Source organism: Leptolyngbya sp. KIOST-1, assembly GCF_000763385.1.
Classification (GTDB): Bacteria; Cyanobacteriota; Cyanobacteriia; order Phormidesmidales; family Phormidesmidaceae; genus Nodosilinea.
Map to the genome: position 1 here is coordinate 1,804,802 of NZ_JQFA01000004.1, position 18,444 is coordinate 1,823,245.

An 18,444-nucleotide genomic window follows, 5' to 3' on the forward strand; every position below is an offset into this window, starting at 1 on the left:
ACCCGCCTACTCACCCACCCACCCACCCCTCCCATGAACCTCTTCTACCGCAACCGCCAACTCCTCCTGCTCACCCTACTCCTGATCGTCGTCTGGGGACTGTCGGCCTTTCTCACCCTGCCCCGGCTGGAGGACCCGGAGATTGTGCAGCGCTTCGCGCGGGTCACCACCTTTTTGCCGGGGGCCACCCCGGAGCGGGTGGAGACCCTGGTGACCGAAAAGATTGAGGATCGGCTGTTTGAGCTGGAGGAGATTGCGTCGCTGCGATCGACCTCGGGCAGCGGTATTTCAGTCATTACCGTCGAGCTGAAGGAAACCATTCCCGACGTGGACCCAGTGTGGGCCAAGGTGCGCAGCAAGGTCGATGACGCCGTGCCCGACCTGCCCGCCGCTGCCTCGGTACCCGAGTATGCCGACAGTTCCACCAAGGCCAGCGCCCTGATCGTGGGCCTGACCTGGACCCGGGATGATGCCCCCAACTACGCGATTCTCGGACGGCTGGCGTCGGCCCTGGAGGATCGCCTGCGGGCCATCCCCGGCACCGAGACGGTGGATATCTTTGGCGAACCAGACGAGGAGATTCGGGTGGATATTGCCGCCACGGAGCTGTCGCGGCTGGGGCTGACGGCCCAGGGGCTGTCCCAGCAGATTGCCGCCAGCGATGCCAAGGTGTCGGCTGGGCAGTTTCGCAGCGACAGTTCTGAGTTTTTGCTGGAGGTCAACAGCAGCCTCAGCTCCCTGGAGCAGATTCGGGCCATTCCGATCGCGGCGGGGGGCAACGGTCAGGTGGCGCGGCTGGGGGACATCGCCACCGTGACCAGGGCGGTGCAGGATCCGCCAACGGATCTGGCCCTGGTGAATGGCCACGGGGCGATCGCCCTGGCGGCCAAGGTGGAGTCGGCCCAGCGGGTAGATCGGTGGGCGGTGCAGGCGCGGCGGGTGCTCGATGACGTTCGCCGCGACCTGCCGGAGGGGCTGGATCTGGAGGTTGTGCTGGACCAGAGCCAGTACGTGCAGCAGCGGCTCAACGGCGTGATCAACAATTTGATCACCGGGTCGGCCCTGGTGATTGGCGTTTCGCTGCTGATGCTGGGCTGGAAATCGGCCCTGCTGGTGGGGCTGGCCCTGCCCCTGACCACACTGATGGTGTTCGGCACCATGGCGGGGCTCGGCGTCCCCCTGCACCAGATGTCGGTGACGGGCATCATCATTGCCCTGGGGCTGCTAATCGACAACGCCATCATTGCCGTGGACGAGGTGCAGGGACGGCTGCGCCAGGGGCTGCCGCCCGCAGCGGCCGTGGCCCAGACAGTGCGTCACCTGCTAGTGCCGCTGCTGGCCAGCACGCTGACCACGGTGCTGGCCTTTGTCCCTATTGCCTCATCGCCGGGGGGGGTGGGGGAGTTCATTGGCACCATTGGGCTGACGGTGATTCTGGCGCTGCTGAGTTCCCTGGCCCTGTCGCTGACGGTAATTGTGGCGCTGGCGGGGCGTCTGCACCACTGGAACCCGCTGCCCCAGCGCTGGGAGTGGCTACAGCACGGCCTTGCCAACGCCGCCCTGGCCAGTGGCTACCGCTGGACGCTGCGGACGGTGTTTCGCCGCCCCTGGCTGGGGGTCGGCCTGGCGCTGGTGCTGCCGGTGATGGGCTTTGCGGTATTTGCCACCCTGCCCCAGCAATTTTTTCCGCCCACCAACCGTAACCAGTTTCAGATCGAGTTTGAGCTGCCTACCCAGGCCTCGCTGAGCGCCACCCAGACGCAGATCCGTCAGGCCCGAGCCCTGGCGCTGACCCACCCCGAGGTTGAGGATATTCACTGGTTTATGGGCCGCAGCGCGCCGCCCTTTTTCTACAACGTGCTCGACAACCGCCGCAACGCCCAGAACTACGCCCAGGGCATCGTGCAGCTGGCGGGCACCGATCGCATCCGTCAGACCATTCAAACCCTGCAGCGGGAGATGGATGCCGCCTTTCCCCAGGCCCAGGTACTGGTGAAGCAGCTGGAGCAGGGGCCACCCTTCGACGCGCCGATCGAGCTGCGGGTCTACGGGTCAGACCTGGCGGGTCTGCGGACGGTGGGCGATCGCCTCCGCGCCGAGCTGGCCCAGGTTCCCGACGTGGTACACACCCGCGCCACCCTGACCGAGGCGCTACCGAAGCTAGCGCTGACGGTGGATGAAGCCCAGGGCCGCCGTCTCGGGCTCGACAACCAGGCGATCGCCAGCCAGCTCAATGCCGCCCTCGATGGCCGCCTGGGTGGTTCAGTGCTGGACGGCAGCCGCGACATCCCGGTGCGGGTGCGGGTGCCGGGGAGCCAGCAGGGGGACCTGGGGGCGATCGCGGCCCTAGATATCGTCACCGCCGAGGGCAACCTGCCCCTGGATGCGATCGCCTCCCTGGACCTGGTGCCCGACACCGCCAGCATCAGCCGCCGCAACGGCCAGCGGATCAACACCGTGCAGGGCTTTATCACCGCCGGGGCGCTGCCCAGCACCGTGCTGGCCGACTTTCGGCAGCAGCTCCAGGCCCAGGGGTTTGAGCTGCCCCCCGGCTACCGCATCGAGTACGGCGGCGAGGCCGACGCCCGCGGCACCGCCGTCGGCAACCTGCTGTCTACGGTCGGGGTGCTGGCGATTCTGATGACGGCGACCCTGGTGCTGTCGTTCAATTCCTTCGGGCTGGCGGCGCTGATCGGCACCGTGGCGGTGCTCTCGGTGGGCCTCGCCGCCCTGGCGCTAAAGCTGTTTGGCTCGATTTTTGGCTTCACCGCCATTCTCGGCACCCTGGGGCTGATTGGTCTGGCCATCAACGACTCGATTGTGGTGCTGGCGGCGCTGCGGGAAGACCCCGAGGCCCGTCGCGGGGATCCCCAGGCGGTGGAAGCGGTGGTGTTCCACGCCACCCGCCACGTGATCGCCACCACGGTGACCACCATTGTTGGCTTTGTGCCGCTGCTGCTGGACCCCACCGGGTTTTGGCCGCCCCTGGCGATCGCGATCGCAGGCGGCCTCGGCGGGGCCACCCTGCTGGCCCTCTACTACATTCCCTCGGTCTACCGCCTGCTGGCCCGCTGGCACCGCGCCCCGGTAAACCCAGCCCAGCCCCCGGCAACTCTCCAGTATCACTAGTACGGGTTGTCAGAAATAGGGCAACCTGTGCTGGGGGTTTCAGGGGCTGGGTTTCAGGTTTCAGGAACAGTTGGCTGACTTATAGGGTATTGGGGTTTCAGGGACTGGGTTTCAGGTTTCAGTTCCCGTAGATTGGGTGAAAGGGTATAAGGTACCAGGTCTGCAGTTCAAGTCGAACCCTACACCTGAAACCTTGCACCTGATACCTTAGCGAACCCCCATCTACCAACAGCAGAACTAATTCATAAGCCAATGGCTCAGCGCTGCGGCGCTACAATCTAGGCATTGCTGGGGTAGCTGTCTAGCCGTAGGGCCCATGGTCAACAAGGCGATCGCAAAGAGTTTGTCTCAGTGGGGTTTGCCTCAGTGGGGGCTGCCCCGGTGGGGGTGGTTGGGCCTGGGGCTGGGGCTGTTCACCCTGCTCTTTTTCGATGCGGTGATCAACCTCCAGGCCGAGCGTCTGTGGTTCGCGGAGGTCAACTATTTAGAGGTGTTCTGGGTGCGGCTGGGCTCGCAGCTAGGGCTCGGTCTGATTCCCATCTTTGCGACCCTGCTATTTACCTGGGGCAACCTGAGCCTGGCCGATCGCGCCAAGCCCCTGGATATCCCGAGCGATCGCAGCGCCCGAGTCCACAGCCTGGGGCTGAGCGGTCTGCTGCTGCTGGGCGCGACCCTGAGCTTTTTAGTCGGGGTGCAGCTCATTTACCAGGGCCAGATTGCCGCAGAGTTTTGGCGACAGACCACCACCCTCTACGACACCAGCCCCCCCCTGCCCCTGTGGCCCAAGCTGAAGCTGTTTTCGGTGATTGGCCAAATATTTATCACCCAGCCCTGGCTGATTGTGGCCCTGGGCATCAGCACCGTGGCGTTTTTGATCTACCCCCGGCAGCTGGGGCGGCTGGCGGCGGCCCTGATGAGCCTGGGCTATGGGCTGGTGTTAGCAAACCAGTGGCCCTCGGTGCTGCTGGCCCTCAACCCGGTCCCCTACAACCAGGTTGAACCCATCTTCAACCGCGACATCGCCTTCTATATCTTTACGCTGCCGGTGCTGCACCTGGTTGAGTTTTGGGTGGTCGGCACCCTGTTCTTTACCCTGGTCAGTGTTTACCTGGTTTACCTCCTGACCCCCAACACTCTCAGCCAGGGACGATTCTTCGGCTTTTCGACACCGCAGCAGCAGCACCTCTATACCCTGGCCGGGCTGCTGTTTTTGGCCACCAGCTTTAGCCACTGGCTAGGCCGCTACGAAGTCCTCTACTCCCGCGAGGGGGTAGTGTACGGGGCGGGCTACACCCACGTTCACGTGCTGCTGCCCGCCAACTGGATGCTGGCCATTCTCACCCTGGGGCTGGGCCTGGTGTTTTTGCTGCGGGGACGGCTGCGGGCACCGGGCTACATCAACCCAATGCGAAAAACGGCGCGGGCCAGGGCGCAGGGTGAGCCCCTGGGCTGGTGGGTGGGGTTTGGCCGCACCAGCCTGCTGGTCAAAGGGGTGTGCGGCTACCTGGTGCTGACGCTGCTGGGGCTGGTGCTGGCCCCCATGGTGGTGCAGCGGCTGGTGGTGCAGCCCAACGAGCTGCAGCGGGAGCGCCCCTATATCACCAACTCCATTGCCCTCACCCGTTTGGCCTTTGACCTGGAGGCGATTCAGTCAGAACCCTTTGACCCCAGCGGCGACCTGACCGCTGAAGATTTAGAAGAAAACGACCTCACCCTGGAGAACATTCGCCTGTGGGACACGCGCCCACTGCTGGAGAGCAACCGACAGCTCCAGCAGATTCGGCTGTACTACGAGTTTAAAGATGCCGACTTTGACCGCTACAGCATTTTGAACCAGCAGCGGCGATCGGAGCGTCGCCAGGTGATGATTTCGGCCCGGGAGCTGAACTACGAGCAGGTGCCCGACATTGCCAAAACCTGGGTCAACGAGCACCTGGTCTACACCCACGGCTTTGGCTTCACCATGAGCCCGGTGAATACCGCCGGCCCCGACGGCTTGCCCACCTACTTTGTGCGCGGCATCGAAAATATTCCCAGCAGTGAAGAGATTCGCCAGAGCATTCCCATCGGTGACCCGCGCCTGTACTTTGGCGAGCTGACCGACACCTATATCATGACCAATACCCAGGTGCTGGAGCTGGACTTCCCCAGCGGCAACGAGAATATCTACACCGCTTACCTGGGCCGGGCGGGCATTCCGCTGAACAACCTCTGGCGACGGCTGCTGTATGCCCGCCACCTGCTCGACTGGCGGATGCTTTTCACCGAAGACTTCACCACCGATACGCGACTGCTCTACCGCCGCAACATTGCCGAGCGAGTGCGGGCGATCGCGCCCTTTTTGCGCTTCGACACCGACCCCTACCTGGTCACGGTCGACATTGGCGATATCTCCAGCCAGTGGGGCACCGGCCCCCGCCACGGCAGCCGCGCCCCCGCCAGCGTTGACTTCGATGCGTTTCGCGATCGCGACCCCAACTTCATTGCCGAAAACTTCAATTCCCAGACCGGCGAAAACTACCTGTACTGGATTATCGACGCCTACACCGTCAGCGGTCGCTACCCCTACTCCGACCCCGGCGAAAATGACTTCAACTACATTCGCAACTCGGTCAAGGTGGTGGTCGATGCCTTCAACGGGTCGGTGAGCTTTTTTGTCGCCGAACCCGAAGACCCCATCATCCAAACCTGGGCTCGGCTGTTGCCCAACATGTTTGAGCCGCTGGAGGCAATGCCCGCCAACCTGCTCGCCCACATTCGCTATCCCCAGGACATCTTTTCGGTGCAGGCCGACTCGCTGATGACCTACCACATGACCGACCCCCAGGTGTTCTACAACCGGGAGGACCAGTGGCGCGCCCCCAGCGAAATCTACGCCAGCGAAACCCAGCGGGTCGAACCCTACTACCTGATCATGCGGCTGCCCGAGGAGGAGGTTGAGGAGTTTGTGCTGCTGCGGTTGTTTACTCCGCTCCAGCGCAACAACCTGATTGCCTGGCTGGCGGCCAGGTCCGACGGCGATCGCTACGGGCTGCGGCTGCTCTACCGCTTCCCCAAGCAGGAGCTGGTCTTCGGCCCCGAGCAGATCGAGGCCCGCATCAACCAGGACCCTGAGATCTCCCAGCGCATTTCCCTCTGGGATACCCAGGGGTCGCGGGCGCAGCAGGGCAACCTACTGGTGATTCCCATCGAGCAATCGCTGCTCTACGTCGAACCGCTGTACCTGGTGGCCGAGCAAAACCAGCTGCCCACCCTGACCCGGGTGATCATGGTCTACCGCAACCGCATTGCCATGGCCCCCACCCTGCAGGCCGTCCTGTCGGCCATCTTCCTGGAAGCACCCGAACCAGCGCCCCCCATTCTGCGCGATCTGGGCGACGAAGCCCCCGACGACGACCCGGTGCCGGGTCTGATCGATCTAGATACCCCCACTGGCGCACCGGGAAACGAGGGTGAACTTGGCATCCCTGCTCCGGAGTGATGCTGGGTAATTGATGCTGGGTAATTAAGGCTGAGTCAAAAACTGGGCGATCATTTCCTTGGCCGGTTCGACCATCGCCCAGGTGCCGTCGGCCTGGCGGCGCAGGGTGGCAAAGGCGACGCTATTGCCGCTGCCGATCGGGTCTCCCTGGGTGAGGTCGCCCAGCTTGGCCTGGCGCAGCCCACAGATGCGAAACAGGTAGGCGGGCACATCGGGGCTTGAGAGAATAACGCACACATCGACCTTGCCCTCGGCGGGCTGCACCTGACCGTCGAAGGGCATAAACACGCGCTTGCCCTGGAGATCGAGGGTAATATCGCCCAGGCCGCTCTGGACCTGGTACCCGGCCAGGCGATCGCCCGGCTGCAGCGCCCACTTCTGAGCCAAGGTCACATTGCGGGGGCCGGGGGTCTGGCCAGGACCAGAGCAGCCCCAGAGGCCGCCCAGCAGCATCAGTCCCAGGACTCCCAGGCGACGACTGAAGCTGTAGGTTGTCTGCCCGCGATCGCTCACCATATGCCGTTGCCGTGCGCCCTGTCTAAACCCTGTCGTTGGCAAAAGAAAACCGCAAAAATACGCTTGAACTAAAGTTCATACATACTGAATTATGCCACGGATTTCCAGGGGCGGTGCAGCAACCCGGCACAGTCCGCCATTTTTGGCCCTGGGGAAGGCGCTAGGATGGTATATTGCTGGCCATTCCTACCACTGGCCAGAACTGGGGCGGCGCAACGGCGCACAGCCATCGCTCCAGGAGGATTCGAAATGTCCTAACCGCCCTGGCAATGGCTGTAGCGCTACTTGGAAGGCCCACCGTGTTTATCAGTGTTGTTACCCCCACCTACAACCGTCAGCCAATTCTGGAAAAATGCCTCCGCGCCCTGGAGCAGCAGGTCTACGATCCGGCGCTGATTACCGACCTGGAACTGGTGGTGGTAGACGACGGCTCCACCGACGGCACCCAGGACTGGCTCAGGCAAAACGCCGCCGAGTTTCCCCACGTGCGGCTGTACGAGCGCAACCACGGCGGCGCCGGGGCAGCCCGCAACTACGGGGTGGAGGTGGCTCGGGGCGACACCATCGCCTTCATCGACAGCGACGTGATTTTGGTGCCGGGGGCGCTGCAGGCCCATGCCCAGACCCTGGCTGACGCCTACCAGCGCCTGGGGGACGATCGCGCCTTTAGCGCCGGTCGCCTGGTCAACACCTGCAACTTTGAGCAGCCCACCACCGAACCGGCCAAGGTCACCGACTTCTCAAACGCCTTTTTTGACACGGCCAACGTGGCGATCGCGCGCCACTGGCTGCTCACCGCTGGCCTGTTTGACCCCGACTTTCGCCTCTACGGCTGGGAAGATCTGGAGTTGGGGGTGCGGCTCAAAAATCTGGGGGTCTCTATGGTCAAGGTACCCGAGGCCCTGGGTTACCACTACCACGCCCCCTTCGCCCTCGATCAAATTCCCAAAATGATCGATCAGGAGATTCAGCGGGGCCGCATGGGGGCGCTGTTTTACCAGAAGCACCCCACCCGCGAAGTCAAGATGATGATTCAAATGACTTGGCTACACCGGATTCTGTGGGGCGTGCTGACGGCAGGCGGTAGACTGAACGAGAAAACCATGGCCCCCCTGCTGCGCTGGCTAATTGACCAGGGCAAACCCCAGGTGGCCCTGGAGCTGGCCCGAGTGTTTTTGAACTGGTACACGGTGCAGGGGGTCTACGCGGCCTACCGCGAGATGCAGCAGGAAGGGTAGTGGTCTGCTAAGCCAAAGGTGAGCGGTTAGTGGAGGTTCAGGGTTCACGGTGTACGGTTCAAGGCCGGTCGTAATCCGTACACCGTGAACCTCCAACCTTGTACCTCTACAGCAGGAGCATTTCAGCGGCGCTGGCGATCGCCATGGCCAGTAGAGCCACCGACACATACTGCATGATGGGCGCTTTTGGCTGGCGTCGCCGCTCGGCGGAACGCAGTGCCCCCGAGATGTGCGGAGCACCCAGCAGGAAAAAGAACAGTTGGAGGATATCGACCTTCCGCCGTTCCAGGGTCATGGGGGATTGGGGATGCATCGGTAGTTCTCCTTTGCGATTGACACAGGCTTGACCACGGGTGGCCTGGCCTAATGTAACACAATATTAAAAAATGTTGTGTTGTGATCCGATGTGATCATTGCCAGGGGCGGTATCACCTCACCGCTGATGGCACAGGAGCCAACGGCTACGGCCCCAGCTTGTTGGTTTGGATGGGCAAGGTGTCGCTGAGATTAACGGCAGGCCTATTTTATGCCCTGAGATCACTGATTTTCATCTGGTTCTGTGGCGTCTTCAGAGGAGTTCTCCGCCTCCGTTGGCTCAGGGAGCGTGAACAGGGTGGCCCCAAGCAACGTATTCGCGGCCCCCAGCAGGGATTCGTCCTCATCCCCTGTGAAAATCATGTAGATGCCGCTCAAGACCATCACCACAGCCATCAGATTGACGACTACCTGGGCACCCTGGCCCATCGCTAGACCGATCTTGCGGGGGTTCATGGCTGACCTCCTAACCCTCTACTAATTTCGATTCCTGTTGTCGAACGTTATCCATCTACTCAGGCCTGCAATGCCAATATCAGTGTTTCACAGCTTGCCGCTGGGCGCTGTTTTCCAGACAACCTTCGAGGCTGCAGGGAGCTAGGTCGGGCTCAGCCCGGCAAACAGTTCGCCCATCAGCCGATCCCGCCGCTGCCGAAGCTGGCTGGGCTGGGCCGGGGCGGTAGCCTCCGCCCGATGGCGCTGGAGGCAGTCGGTGGCGTAGCTCAGGTAGCTCTCCAGGTGGCCGTTATAGCGTTTTTGGCGGCTGAGCAGGGCCCGGTGGGTGCGGCAGTTTTGCAGACTCTCGGCGTTGTAGAGGCTGGCCAGCAGGGCGTCAATGTCGGCCTCCAGGGCAGCGCGATCGCCCTCGGGGACCAGGGCCAGTCGCAGCACCATACAGGCGATCGCAAAGATTTTGCCCAGGTCTGAGATCTCGGCGATGCGCCGGGGGTAGAGATCGCGAATGGAGTCGATTTCCGGCGACGAAAAGGTGCTGGTCTGGCCGTCGCGGTTGAAGGACCGGGCAATGCGAAAGATCCGCTGGCCGTCCTGCACGTCCTTTTCCACGGTGCCGCCCTCCTCGGCGGTGGCCCAGGCGGTGTGCAGCAGGCGGGTGGCCAGCCGCAGCTTCGCGTCCCAGTCGATCTGGGTGGCGGGGGCCTCCTCGTCGTCAAACTCCTGGGCCACGTTGGTGCAGGCCATCAGCAGCCCGCGAATAAAGAACAGGTAGCAGGCATTGGTACCAAACAGGTAGATGTTGCGGGTGGGGTGGTGGGGCGACACCCTGGGCAGGTCCTTGGGGTTAACCGCCAGCAGCGACATGTCCAGCACCAGCAGCTCGGTTGTGGTCGGGCCAGGGCGGGCGGTTGGGACATGGGGCCGCTCTTCAGCCTGTTTGAGGGCGGCCTCGGGTGGGTCGCGGGTCTCAAAGATGGGGGGAATTTTCTCGATGCAGTAGGGGCCGAAGCTGTCCAGGTTGTCGCGCCGCAGGCCGCTCTTTTCTTTGATCTGGTAGTAGCACTGGCGGCCGGTTTCGGCGTAGGTGATCAGGGCGTGGTTGCGCAGCCGCCGGGCCCAGGCCAGGCACTGCTTGGGGTCGAGCTGGCGGGGGCGATCGCCGTTGTTCAAAGCCGCCAGGTTCAGATCGCTGGTCCCCGCGTAGGCCGCTATCAGGTAGATCCACGCCTGGATGGCGGCGTGGCAGGCATAGATCTCGCTGTCGCCGTCAGCGGCGGCGTAGAGGCGCGCCTTTTCGGCCAGAAACAGCCGCCCCCAGTGGATCGACGCTGCCGTGCGCTGGCGGCCCACAAAGCTTTCGGTGGGCAGGTAGTCCTCGTCCCGGGGCACCCGGCGGGGGAAAAACAACATCAGCTTGGTGCGCAGAAAAGCGATCCGGCTGAGCAGCAGGTAGTGGGGGTGAAAGGTGCCCTGGGAGACTTCGTTGAGCACCACGTACTTGCGCAGGCGCAGACTGACGTGGCGCTGGGCCTGGTCGAGGGTTTCCCAGGCCCGCTGCACCAGGATGTCGCGGTTGACGTCGGCCTGGCAGCCGGGGGGCAGGTACTCCGGTTCGCGATCGCGGGTGTCGTAGAGGTAGTAGTAGTGGGCCAGGCAGAGCAGGTAGCGAATCACGAGCGCCCCCGAAAACACCTCGAAGGGCTCACCGCTGGGTCGCGAGGTCTCCAGTCCCTGGGCCACAAAAGGATCCAGCCCCTCCAACCGACGCAGATAGGCCCGGGCGGGGCGGTAGACCCCCTCGTCCAGCAGCGCCTCGGTGATTGACAGGCAGGCGTCAAAGTAGATGTAGGGGTCGCTCTTGCCCAGGGCGGCTTCTGCTTGGGTCGGCATCAGGGTCTGCTGAATCAGGCCGATCATTGCCAGGGAGGAGAAGGGGTAGCCCCGCAGGCAGGTCCAGGCGTCCTGCATCGCCTGGGAGCGCTCCACCCGATGGCATAGCTGGCGAATGTAGGTGCTGGGCTGCACCCCAGCGTTCCGAATCGCCTGCAGGCGGGCCTGGAGCGACGCCTGGGCCTGGGACAGCAAAAAGTCAAACCCGCAGAAATCGCCGTGGCCGATGGGGTCGGCAAAGGAAAAGTCAGCGTAGTTGCTGAACTGATCGTCCTGGCAGGCGTTGAGGGTTTCCCCCAGCAGCTGGCGGCGGCAGAGCTTGACCAGGCTGTGGGCCCACACCGGCGAGGCCACGTTGTCGCGGATGATCGCCTGGGTCGAGGTGACATCGTGGGCGATGGGGAAAAACTCACCCAGGCAGGGAATATCCTGGAGCAGCGCCCGATTGATCACCTTGATCACGTGGGAGAGGGAGCCGCCAATGCCGGTGCTGCTGAGGCTGAAGTCGATGCGGCGACCATCCTGGCTGCTCAGCCGCTCAAACACATCGTCGATGCTGGGTTGGTAGCCGGGGGGCACCTTGACGTAAAACTCCACGCTTACCTGGGTGGCCTCCTGGGAGGCCAGCTCGTAGTCGCCAGGGCCGGGCAGGTCGGGGTAGTGGGCCAGGCTGCCCCCCTGGTCCAGGTCCCGCAGGGCCGGGTGCAGCAGCGGCGGGTAGGGGCCGCGCCCCTGGGTGAGCACGTCCAGCTCCCGGTCGGCAAAGGGGAGTGGCCCGGAGGGCACAAAGGAGATCCGCTTGAGGTACACCGGCAGTTGATCGGTCAGCCGCTCGTTGGCCCCGATGGTCTGGGCCAGCTTGGTCACAAAGGCGGGCTGCAGGTACTGGCGCACGTAGGAATTGACGATCGCATCCCCCGAGGTGGCCAGCTGCTGGTTGCCGCTGCGGGCCAGCAGGCGACGCACCTCCCGCTGCACCTTGCGGGTCAGCTCGGTGACGGTGTCCTCGCGGCGACTGGCGCTGGCGCTGGCCCGGGCCGGGTTTTGGCGGGGCAAAAAGGCCAGGGATTGCCGCACCACCTGGGCAATCAGGTCGTCCACCGCCGCCAGCGAGGTCAGGGGCTCCTCCGCTCGGGTAAAGTCGAGCCCCACCGCCGCCTTGTAGATGTGCAGCAGCATTTCGTAGTTTTCCAGGCCGCCCACGGTTTGCAGCATCAACAGCGATCGCTGCAATAGGGTCAGCCCGTCCCCGGCGGGCAGGCCCAGGTCACGGCGTTCCTTCGGGGTCAGCTCTACCAGGTAAGACAGGGCCGTCAGCACCTCCTCGGCGCCCAGCACCCGGGTGGGGGGCAGCTCAAACGCCTGGTAGGCCGCCGCCAGGTTTTGCCGCAGGTGGCTCAAAAGCTGCACGGCGGTACCCGTGGTGGTATTGCCCAGGCGACGGAGCCGGGTTTCGCACTCTTCGGCCGATAGCTTTTCCGGCTGGAGCAGGGCGGTCACGGCCCGGCGCAACTCCCTATTCCCCAGCAGAGCCCCCACCCCCGCCGCGTTGACGTCGCCGTTGGGCTGCTGTTCATACCCCAGGGCGGCACAGAGATAGTAGAAGAAGCGGTAGCTGCGAGCCTGGTCTGCCGAACTCACGGAGGGTCCCTGGGAGATTGAGCAAGTTTTTCACTGGTTTTAGGCAGATTTAGCCCGCCCTGGGGCCTCTCCCCGACACAAAGTTCCCATGAAGTTGACCCACCTCCTGTAGTTCAGGCTACAAAAGCCGGGTCAATTCGAATATTTGGTGTCGAAAGATACAAAATACTTGGGTTGGCCGATCCTCCGATTCCAGCGCCAGGGGCTCCGGTGCCGCCTCGCCCTGGCTAGCTAGAATTTGCTGCTTCCCCAAAAATAAGGCCAGGGAGTCCGCATTTGGCCGCTGGTCTCCCTGGCAGTCCATCATCAGACGCAGTGTCCAATGACATTTAGAGCCTACTCCGAAATCCCGAAATTGTCTCTAGACCACAGGTCGCTAGATCCTACGTCTTTAGACCAGAGGTCCCCAGGCCAGATCGGGGAGTCAGGGGTAGGGCTCTGGAGTCCTGGAACCTGCCCTGGGAAATGGTGATTGTCACCCCATCACCCCAAGCAACCCCAAGGAGGTTCACCATGCTAGTGCCCTATTCCGACAGTTCTCACCCTCACCACCCCCACCACCTGGAGTGCCCCCACTGCGGACGGCACACCATCGTCACCAAGGCCGAAAGCTACTACGTCTGCCTCAACTGCGGTTGGGAGCGCGACCTGAGCAACGAATTTCCTCGAGGTCTGGAGGCCATAGCGTCTTTTTTGGTGACGCTGGCGCTGCTGCTGCTGCTGCTGTAGCCTGCGACAGGTGAGACCCTTGCACACGCGATCGCCGATTGTTCTGAACTGTTCCAGACCGCCTATCCCCTCGGGTAGGCGGTCTGGCTTTGGGGCCGGGGGCCGGGGAAAAAGCGCTAAACAAACGCCATCGGGTGCCTGGGGATCACCAGAGATCCTGCAGCGGATCGGGGGATCGCTCCTGGCCGGGGGTTGACCTATCTTCCAGGGGTAGGCTTAGGGCCAGCCACTCCGCCAGGGCCTGCCCCACCCAGCGGTTGCCTTCGGCACTGAGGTGAATGTGGTCGAAGTACAGCGGTTCGGAGCCGGTCTGCTGAAACTGGGGCAAAAAATCGAGGTAGGGCAGCCCCTCGGCCTGGGCAAAGGCGGTGAGGCGCTGACGGGCGATCTGCTCGTAGTCGCGGGGTCCATCCTCTAGCTCCCGGCGCAGGGGGGTCATGGCGATCGCCAGTCGCCCATCCGCCGCTTCGACTACCTGCTTTAGCTGGCGCAGAGCCTCCAGGTTGACGCCGACGCGATCGCCCCGCTGGTCGTGCAGGGCCTGGAGTTCGGCGCTGGGGGTATAGCTGCGGCGACGGGCGATCGCCTCCTGGAGGGCCAGCAGCGGGCGGCGGGTAGGGTACTGGGGGTTGCGGCCCAGGTCGTAGCTGTGGGGGGCAATCGCAAACAGGTCGTCGGTATTGAGCACCAGCAGCACCACCTGGGCCTCAAAGGTGCCGAACCGCAGCACGTAGCCCAGCTCGTTGCGCGGCCCCCAGGAGTTGGCCGAGGCGTTGAGCACCTCCACCTGCCGAAAATTGGCGGGGTTGAGCGGTTCCAGGGCCGCCTGCAGCCGGAGCGATAGCAGCTCGCTCTGGTCGGTCCACCAGCCGCCGTTGACGATCGAATCGCCCACCATCAGCACCCGCAGGGTGTCGGTGGCCCGCTGGAGCGAAATCTCTGGCCCCCGCATGGAGTAAGCGTTGATGGCGATGCGGTTGCCCCGCCGCCGTAGGGTTTGATTGGGAGCCAGGCGGTAGCCGGTGCGGGCATCGGCCACGTAGAGGGGCGGGTTGCCCAGGCCGTACCTGACCCGCAGAAAAAGCTCCGCGACGACCAGGCCTAAAACCCCGAAGGCCAATATCCAAAGTGCGATTCTTACCAACGTTCTGCCGATTGCAGCACCAGCATTTTAGTCATATTTCTCCCCTTTGGGCAGCGGTTTGACGCCGCTTATACCGAATCCGAAGCGCTTAAGCGGATTCCACCTAAATAAACGTCCCCTGTGAGGTCGCCAACTCGGCCCGTTGGCCCTATTTTTCCACCAGCTCGCGGAACCAGTTGTCGCTCCAGAGTTCGTCGAAGGCGGGTTCGGTGCGAGCCTCTTCGCGGTAGTCAGGGTCGAGGCGCACCGCCTGCTGCAGCGCGTCCATGGCGTTGTCAAACTGGCGCTGGAGGGCGTAGCAGAGGGCCTTGTTGTAGTGGGCCTTGGGATAGTCGGGGTCGAGGGCAGTGGCGCGATCGAAGCTCTTGATCGCATCCTCGTCGCGGCCCAGCTTGACCAGGGCCAGCCCCCGATTGTCCCAGGCCTTGGGGGCGTCGGGGTTGAACCGGGTGGCCTTGTCGAAGCTGGCCAGGGCGTCGTCGTAGCGCTCCAGCTCGATCAGGGAAAGGCCCCGGTTGAGCCAGGCGATCGCATCGTTGGCCTGGTACTCCACGGCTTTGTCAAAGGAGTTAAACGCCTCCTCGTGCTGCTGCAAAATGCCGTAGGACACGCCCCGGTTCACCCAGGCCTCGTGGTACTCGGGGTGGATTTCAAGGGCTTTGTCAAAGGCAGTGATGGCGTCTTCGCGCCGCTTCAGGCGGCTCAGCACCATGCCCCGATTCAGCCAGACCTTGGCGTCGTCGGGGGTGATCTCGCTGAGTCGATCAAACACCGCCAGGGCGTCTTCGTGGCGGCGCAGCTCGCGCAGAATCAGGCCTTTCTGCAGCAGCGCCCCGGTGTGTCTGGGCTCCAGCTCCAGGGCGTGGTCGAGGGAGTCGAGCGCCCCTTCCAGCTGCTCCAGTGCCTGCTGGGCCTGGGCGCGGTTGATCCACACCTGGGTGTTGACCGGCTGAATGTCGAGGGCCTTGTCGTATTCGGCCACCGCCAGGGCGTGGTCGCCGTCGGCCAGGTAGCGATCGCCCCGGCCAATGTACTCGTCGGCGGTGAGAAATAGCTGGGGCCGGTTGGTCTCCAGCCGAGCGATCTTGTCGGTGATGGTCTCAAACTGCTGCCGCGCCTCGCTCATAAACGAGTCGGCCAGGTACTGGGGCGACACCTCGCCCAGGCGGCGCATGATCTCGTCCTTTTGGTGCTGGGCTTCGGCGGCGATCGCCTCCAGCCGCACCCGGTAGCTCTGTTGCAGATCGCCCAGGCGGCCCAGAGACACCTCGCGCCCCGCTTCGATGTCGGCCTCCAGGCGGGCAAAGCGCTCGGCCATTTCGGCCATCAGGCCGTCGAGCTGGGTGCGGGCGGCGGCCTCGCGCTCGGCGGTGGTGGTGCCCAGGTTGGCCAGGTCCTCACTGAGGCGGGCATCAAAGCTATCGATTTTGTCGAGCACGCGATCGCGGCGGCTGAAGATTACCTGGCGCACCTGGTTCAGCTGCTCGGTAAAGGCCGCTTCCATGGCCCGCATGCCGTCGACGATTTGGGTCTGCTGCTCGCCCGTGGCCTCCTGCAGCACCCGTACCTGCTGGCGAAAGGCGGTGGCGGTGGCGTCGATGTCGGCCAGCAGGGTCGATCGCTGAACCTCGGCCTCGGTGGCCATCTGGGCCAGCTGGCTCTGCATCGCCTGGGCGGTGCGCTGAAAGTCGTCGAGGGTGTTTTGCTGGCGGGCATCGACCTCGGTGCGGGTGGTGGCAAAGCGCTCCAGAGCTTCGTCCGCGGCCCGGCGCAGATCCCCCAGCAGCATATCCTGGCGATTCTCGATCTCGATCTTGAGGCCGCCAAACTGGGCCAGAAACTCGTCGGCCTGGCGGCCCAGGTCGGCCAGAATGCGGCTGCGCTGGCCATCCACCTCGGTGCGCAGGTTGGCGAAGCGCTGGGTGAACTCGTCGATGGAGCGCTGGATGGTTTGCAGGGCCAAATCCCGCTCGCCCAGGGCGCTGACCTGCAGCTCGCCCAGCTGGCGGCCAATCTCGTCGGTCTGGGTTTGCAGGCGGGTGAGGCTGCTCTGGCGCAGGGCGTCCAGGGCTTCGGCAATGGCGGCGGTCTGGCGATCGACCTGGTCGCTGGCCTGGGTGGTGAGCTGCTGGCGCAGATCGGCCAGGGCCACCATGGCGCGATCGCGCTCCTCCTGCATGGCCTGGGTCATCGTGGCCATCTGGTCGGCAAAGCTGGTTTCGGCATTGCCAATTTTTTGTAGCACCGCGTCCTGGTGCACCTCCACGTCGCTGCGCAGTCGGTTCACGTCGCGCAAAAAGCTGGTCTGGTTTTCCTCCAGGGTGCGAAACACCACGTCGCGCTGGAGCTGGGTGTCCTTGCGCAGGGTGGTAATTTCGTCATCGGCTGCGGCGCGCAGCCCGGTCAGGTGGCCGACGAAGTTGGCCTCGGTGCTCTCCAGCTTCACCTGCAGATCGCTCAGGGTGGACTGCCAGTCGTTGATGGTGCGGGCTTTAAATTCGGCCAGGTCATCCACCAGCCGGTTGAGCACCTGCTTTTTGGTCACGGCCTCTTCCTGAAAGCGGTCGGTGCGGCTGTTGAGTTCGGTGGCCCGCTCCTTGGCCTGGGTCAAAATGTAGTCGAGGTCGCGGGTGGCGGTTTGAATCTTGGTCTCTAAGTCGGTGATGTCGTTGATCTGGTTGCGCACCACCACCGAGACTTCCTGAATCACCGATCGCCGCATCAGCCACAGCATCACCACCCCCAGGCCCAGCAGCAGCAGCAGGGTGCCCAGCATGACAAAAAACAGCGTGGTGGCGCGGCGAAAAGCCAGATCGGCCTCGGTGCTAAGCCGCTCGATTTCAGCGGTGGTGGCCACCTGGGCCAGCAGCACGGGCTCCTGAACTGGGTCAGGGGTGGCAGTTTGGGCAGCGACCCGCTGCGAGGCCCCGGGCTGAATCACCGCCCCACCGCTGAGCAACATCAGCGCCAGCAACAGCAGGGGGCGGGGAACATCGGCCAGGGAACGCATGGGCTGCCTCATCAGGACTGTCCTAATGGAATATGCCTAGGATACCTGATACTTCAGGGGGTGAGGGCAGCGGTGGGCAACATTCCCCCCTTAGGTTCAGGCCCTGCCAGCGGCCCCGTGCTAACGGCCCCCGGCTAGCGCCCATAGTTGTAGCCACTGGGCAGGACAGTGGTGCGATCGCAGCGGCTCCCGGTCAGATCGGCCCCCGTCGCCCGAAACAGGTTGCAGCGGGTGAGGTTGGCATCGGTGAGATTAGCCCCCTCCAGCTTGGCCCCGCTGAGGTTGGCCCGCTCCAGGTTAGCCTGCTGCAGGCTCGCCCCGCGCAGATCGGCGCCGCTCAGGGTTGCCCCGGCCAGGTTGGCCCCGCTCAGGTTGGCTCCACGCAGGTCAGCTCGGCCCAGGTCGGCTTCGCTCAGGGTTGCCCCGGCCAGGTCGGCCCCGTAGAGGTTGACGTCGCCCAGGTGAGCGTTTACCAGGCTGGCCCTGGTCAGCCTGGCTCCGCTCAGGTTGCCATAGGGTATGTAACACCCGTCCAGGCAGCTACCCTGCAAGTCAATCTGGCGCAAATCCACCTCGAAGAGTTCAACTCCGCTCAGATCGCTGCCCGAGAAACAGCGCTGACCACCCCGATAGGCTGTTAGCAGAGCATCCTTGGTAAGTTGATCCATCACAGTTGCCGAATCCAGGCGGCGAGCTTGAGTATATGTGCTCACCTAAACAACACCTGACACTGTATGCGTTTACGTTTTGTAACAACGGTGCGTTAAGGATGTCTTCAGGTTTTTGAGCAGCTTTGGGCGGGGCGGATCCCGGTGTTCCTTCAATTGCGGTATGCGGTTCCAGGTCAACGCTGGCGACCGTGGTCTGAGGGTCGGGCTGGTGCGGGGTTAGGTAT

Annotated in this window: 11 protein-coding genes; 4 read left to right on the forward strand and 7 right to left on the reverse strand. The window is 63.7% G+C overall.

Going from position 1 to position 18,444, the window contains the following annotated elements; all coding sequences use genetic code 11:
- Positions 1-33: 33 nt before the first annotated feature.
- Both NF78_RS24950 and NF78_RS24955 read left to right on the forward strand, forming a co-directional pair.
- Complete coding sequence (locus tag NF78_RS24950) at positions 34-3,129, forward strand: efflux RND transporter permease subunit (RefSeq protein ID WP_035992648.1); 3,096 nt, start codon at positions 34-36, stop codon at positions 3,127-3,129.
- A 343-nt stretch (positions 3,130-3,472) separates the two neighbouring features.
- On the forward strand, positions 3,473-6,610 hold the full coding sequence (locus NF78_RS24955) for a UPF0182 family protein (RefSeq protein WP_318655510.1): 3,138 nt from the start codon (positions 3,473-3,475) through the stop codon (positions 6,608-6,610).
- 24 nt (positions 6,611-6,634) lie between these two features.
- Here the strand turns inward: NF78_RS24955 and NF78_RS24960 are convergent, their stop codons facing one another.
- Positions 6,635-7,126: a hypothetical protein gene (locus NF78_RS24960; RefSeq protein ID WP_225885413.1), complete on the reverse strand. Its 492-nt coding sequence runs from the start codon at positions 7,124-7,126 to the stop codon at positions 6,635-6,637.
- A gap of 299 nt (positions 7,127-7,425) precedes the next feature.
- Between NF78_RS24960 and NF78_RS24965 the strand changes: the two genes are divergently transcribed.
- Positions 7,426-8,364: a glycosyltransferase family 2 protein gene (locus NF78_RS24965; protein ID WP_035992650.1), complete on the forward strand. Its 939-nt coding sequence runs from the start codon at positions 7,426-7,428 to the stop codon at positions 8,362-8,364.
- A gap of 106 nt (positions 8,365-8,470) precedes the next feature.
- Here the strand turns inward: NF78_RS24965 and NF78_RS24970 are convergent, their stop codons facing one another.
- The 3 genes from NF78_RS24970 to NF78_RS24980 all read right to left on the reverse strand — a co-directional run bounded on the left by NF78_RS24970 (position 8,471) and on the right by NF78_RS24980 (position 12,666).
- Entirely contained in the window at positions 8,471-8,677 is a 207-nt protein-coding gene (locus NF78_RS24970) for a hypothetical protein (protein ID WP_156119963.1), read from the reverse strand.
- Positions 8,678-8,901: 224 nt separating this feature from the next.
- On the reverse strand, positions 8,902-9,135 hold the full coding sequence (locus NF78_RS24975; protein WP_035992655.1) for a hypothetical protein: 234 nt from the start codon (positions 9,133-9,135) through the stop codon (positions 8,902-8,904).
- 141 nt (positions 9,136-9,276) lie between these two features.
- Positions 9,277-12,666: a hypothetical protein gene (locus NF78_RS24980; RefSeq protein ID WP_035992658.1), complete on the reverse strand. Its 3,390-nt coding sequence runs from the start codon at positions 12,664-12,666 to the stop codon at positions 9,277-9,279.
- A gap of 513 nt (positions 12,667-13,179) precedes the next feature.
- On the opposite strand from NF78_RS24980, the gene NF78_RS24990 reads away from it, so the two are divergent.
- Positions 13,180-13,395, forward strand: coding sequence for a hypothetical protein (locus NF78_RS24990; RefSeq protein WP_035992664.1), 216 nt, complete (start codon positions 13,180-13,182; stop codon positions 13,393-13,395).
- Between the two features lie 145 nt (positions 13,396-13,540).
- Here the strand turns inward: NF78_RS24990 and NF78_RS24995 are convergent, their stop codons facing one another.
- The 3 genes from NF78_RS24995 to NF78_RS25005 all read right to left on the reverse strand — a co-directional run bounded on the left by NF78_RS24995 (position 13,541) and on the right by NF78_RS25005 (position 18,217).
- Positions 13,541-14,515, reverse strand: coding sequence for an SGNH/GDSL hydrolase family protein (locus NF78_RS24995; RefSeq protein ID WP_225885414.1), 975 nt, complete (start codon positions 14,513-14,515; stop codon positions 13,541-13,543).
- Positions 14,516-14,687: 172 nt separating this feature from the next.
- Positions 14,688-17,561 (reverse strand): tetratricopeptide repeat protein, encoded by a 2,874-nt coding sequence (locus NF78_RS25000; protein WP_081972923.1) that lies wholly within the window; start codon positions 17,559-17,561, stop codon positions 14,688-14,690.
- A gap of 122 nt (positions 17,562-17,683) precedes the next feature.
- Entirely contained in the window at positions 17,684-18,217 is a 534-nt protein-coding gene (locus NF78_RS25005) for a pentapeptide repeat-containing protein (protein ID WP_035992671.1), read from the reverse strand.
- Positions 18,218-18,444: the final 227 nt, after the last annotated feature.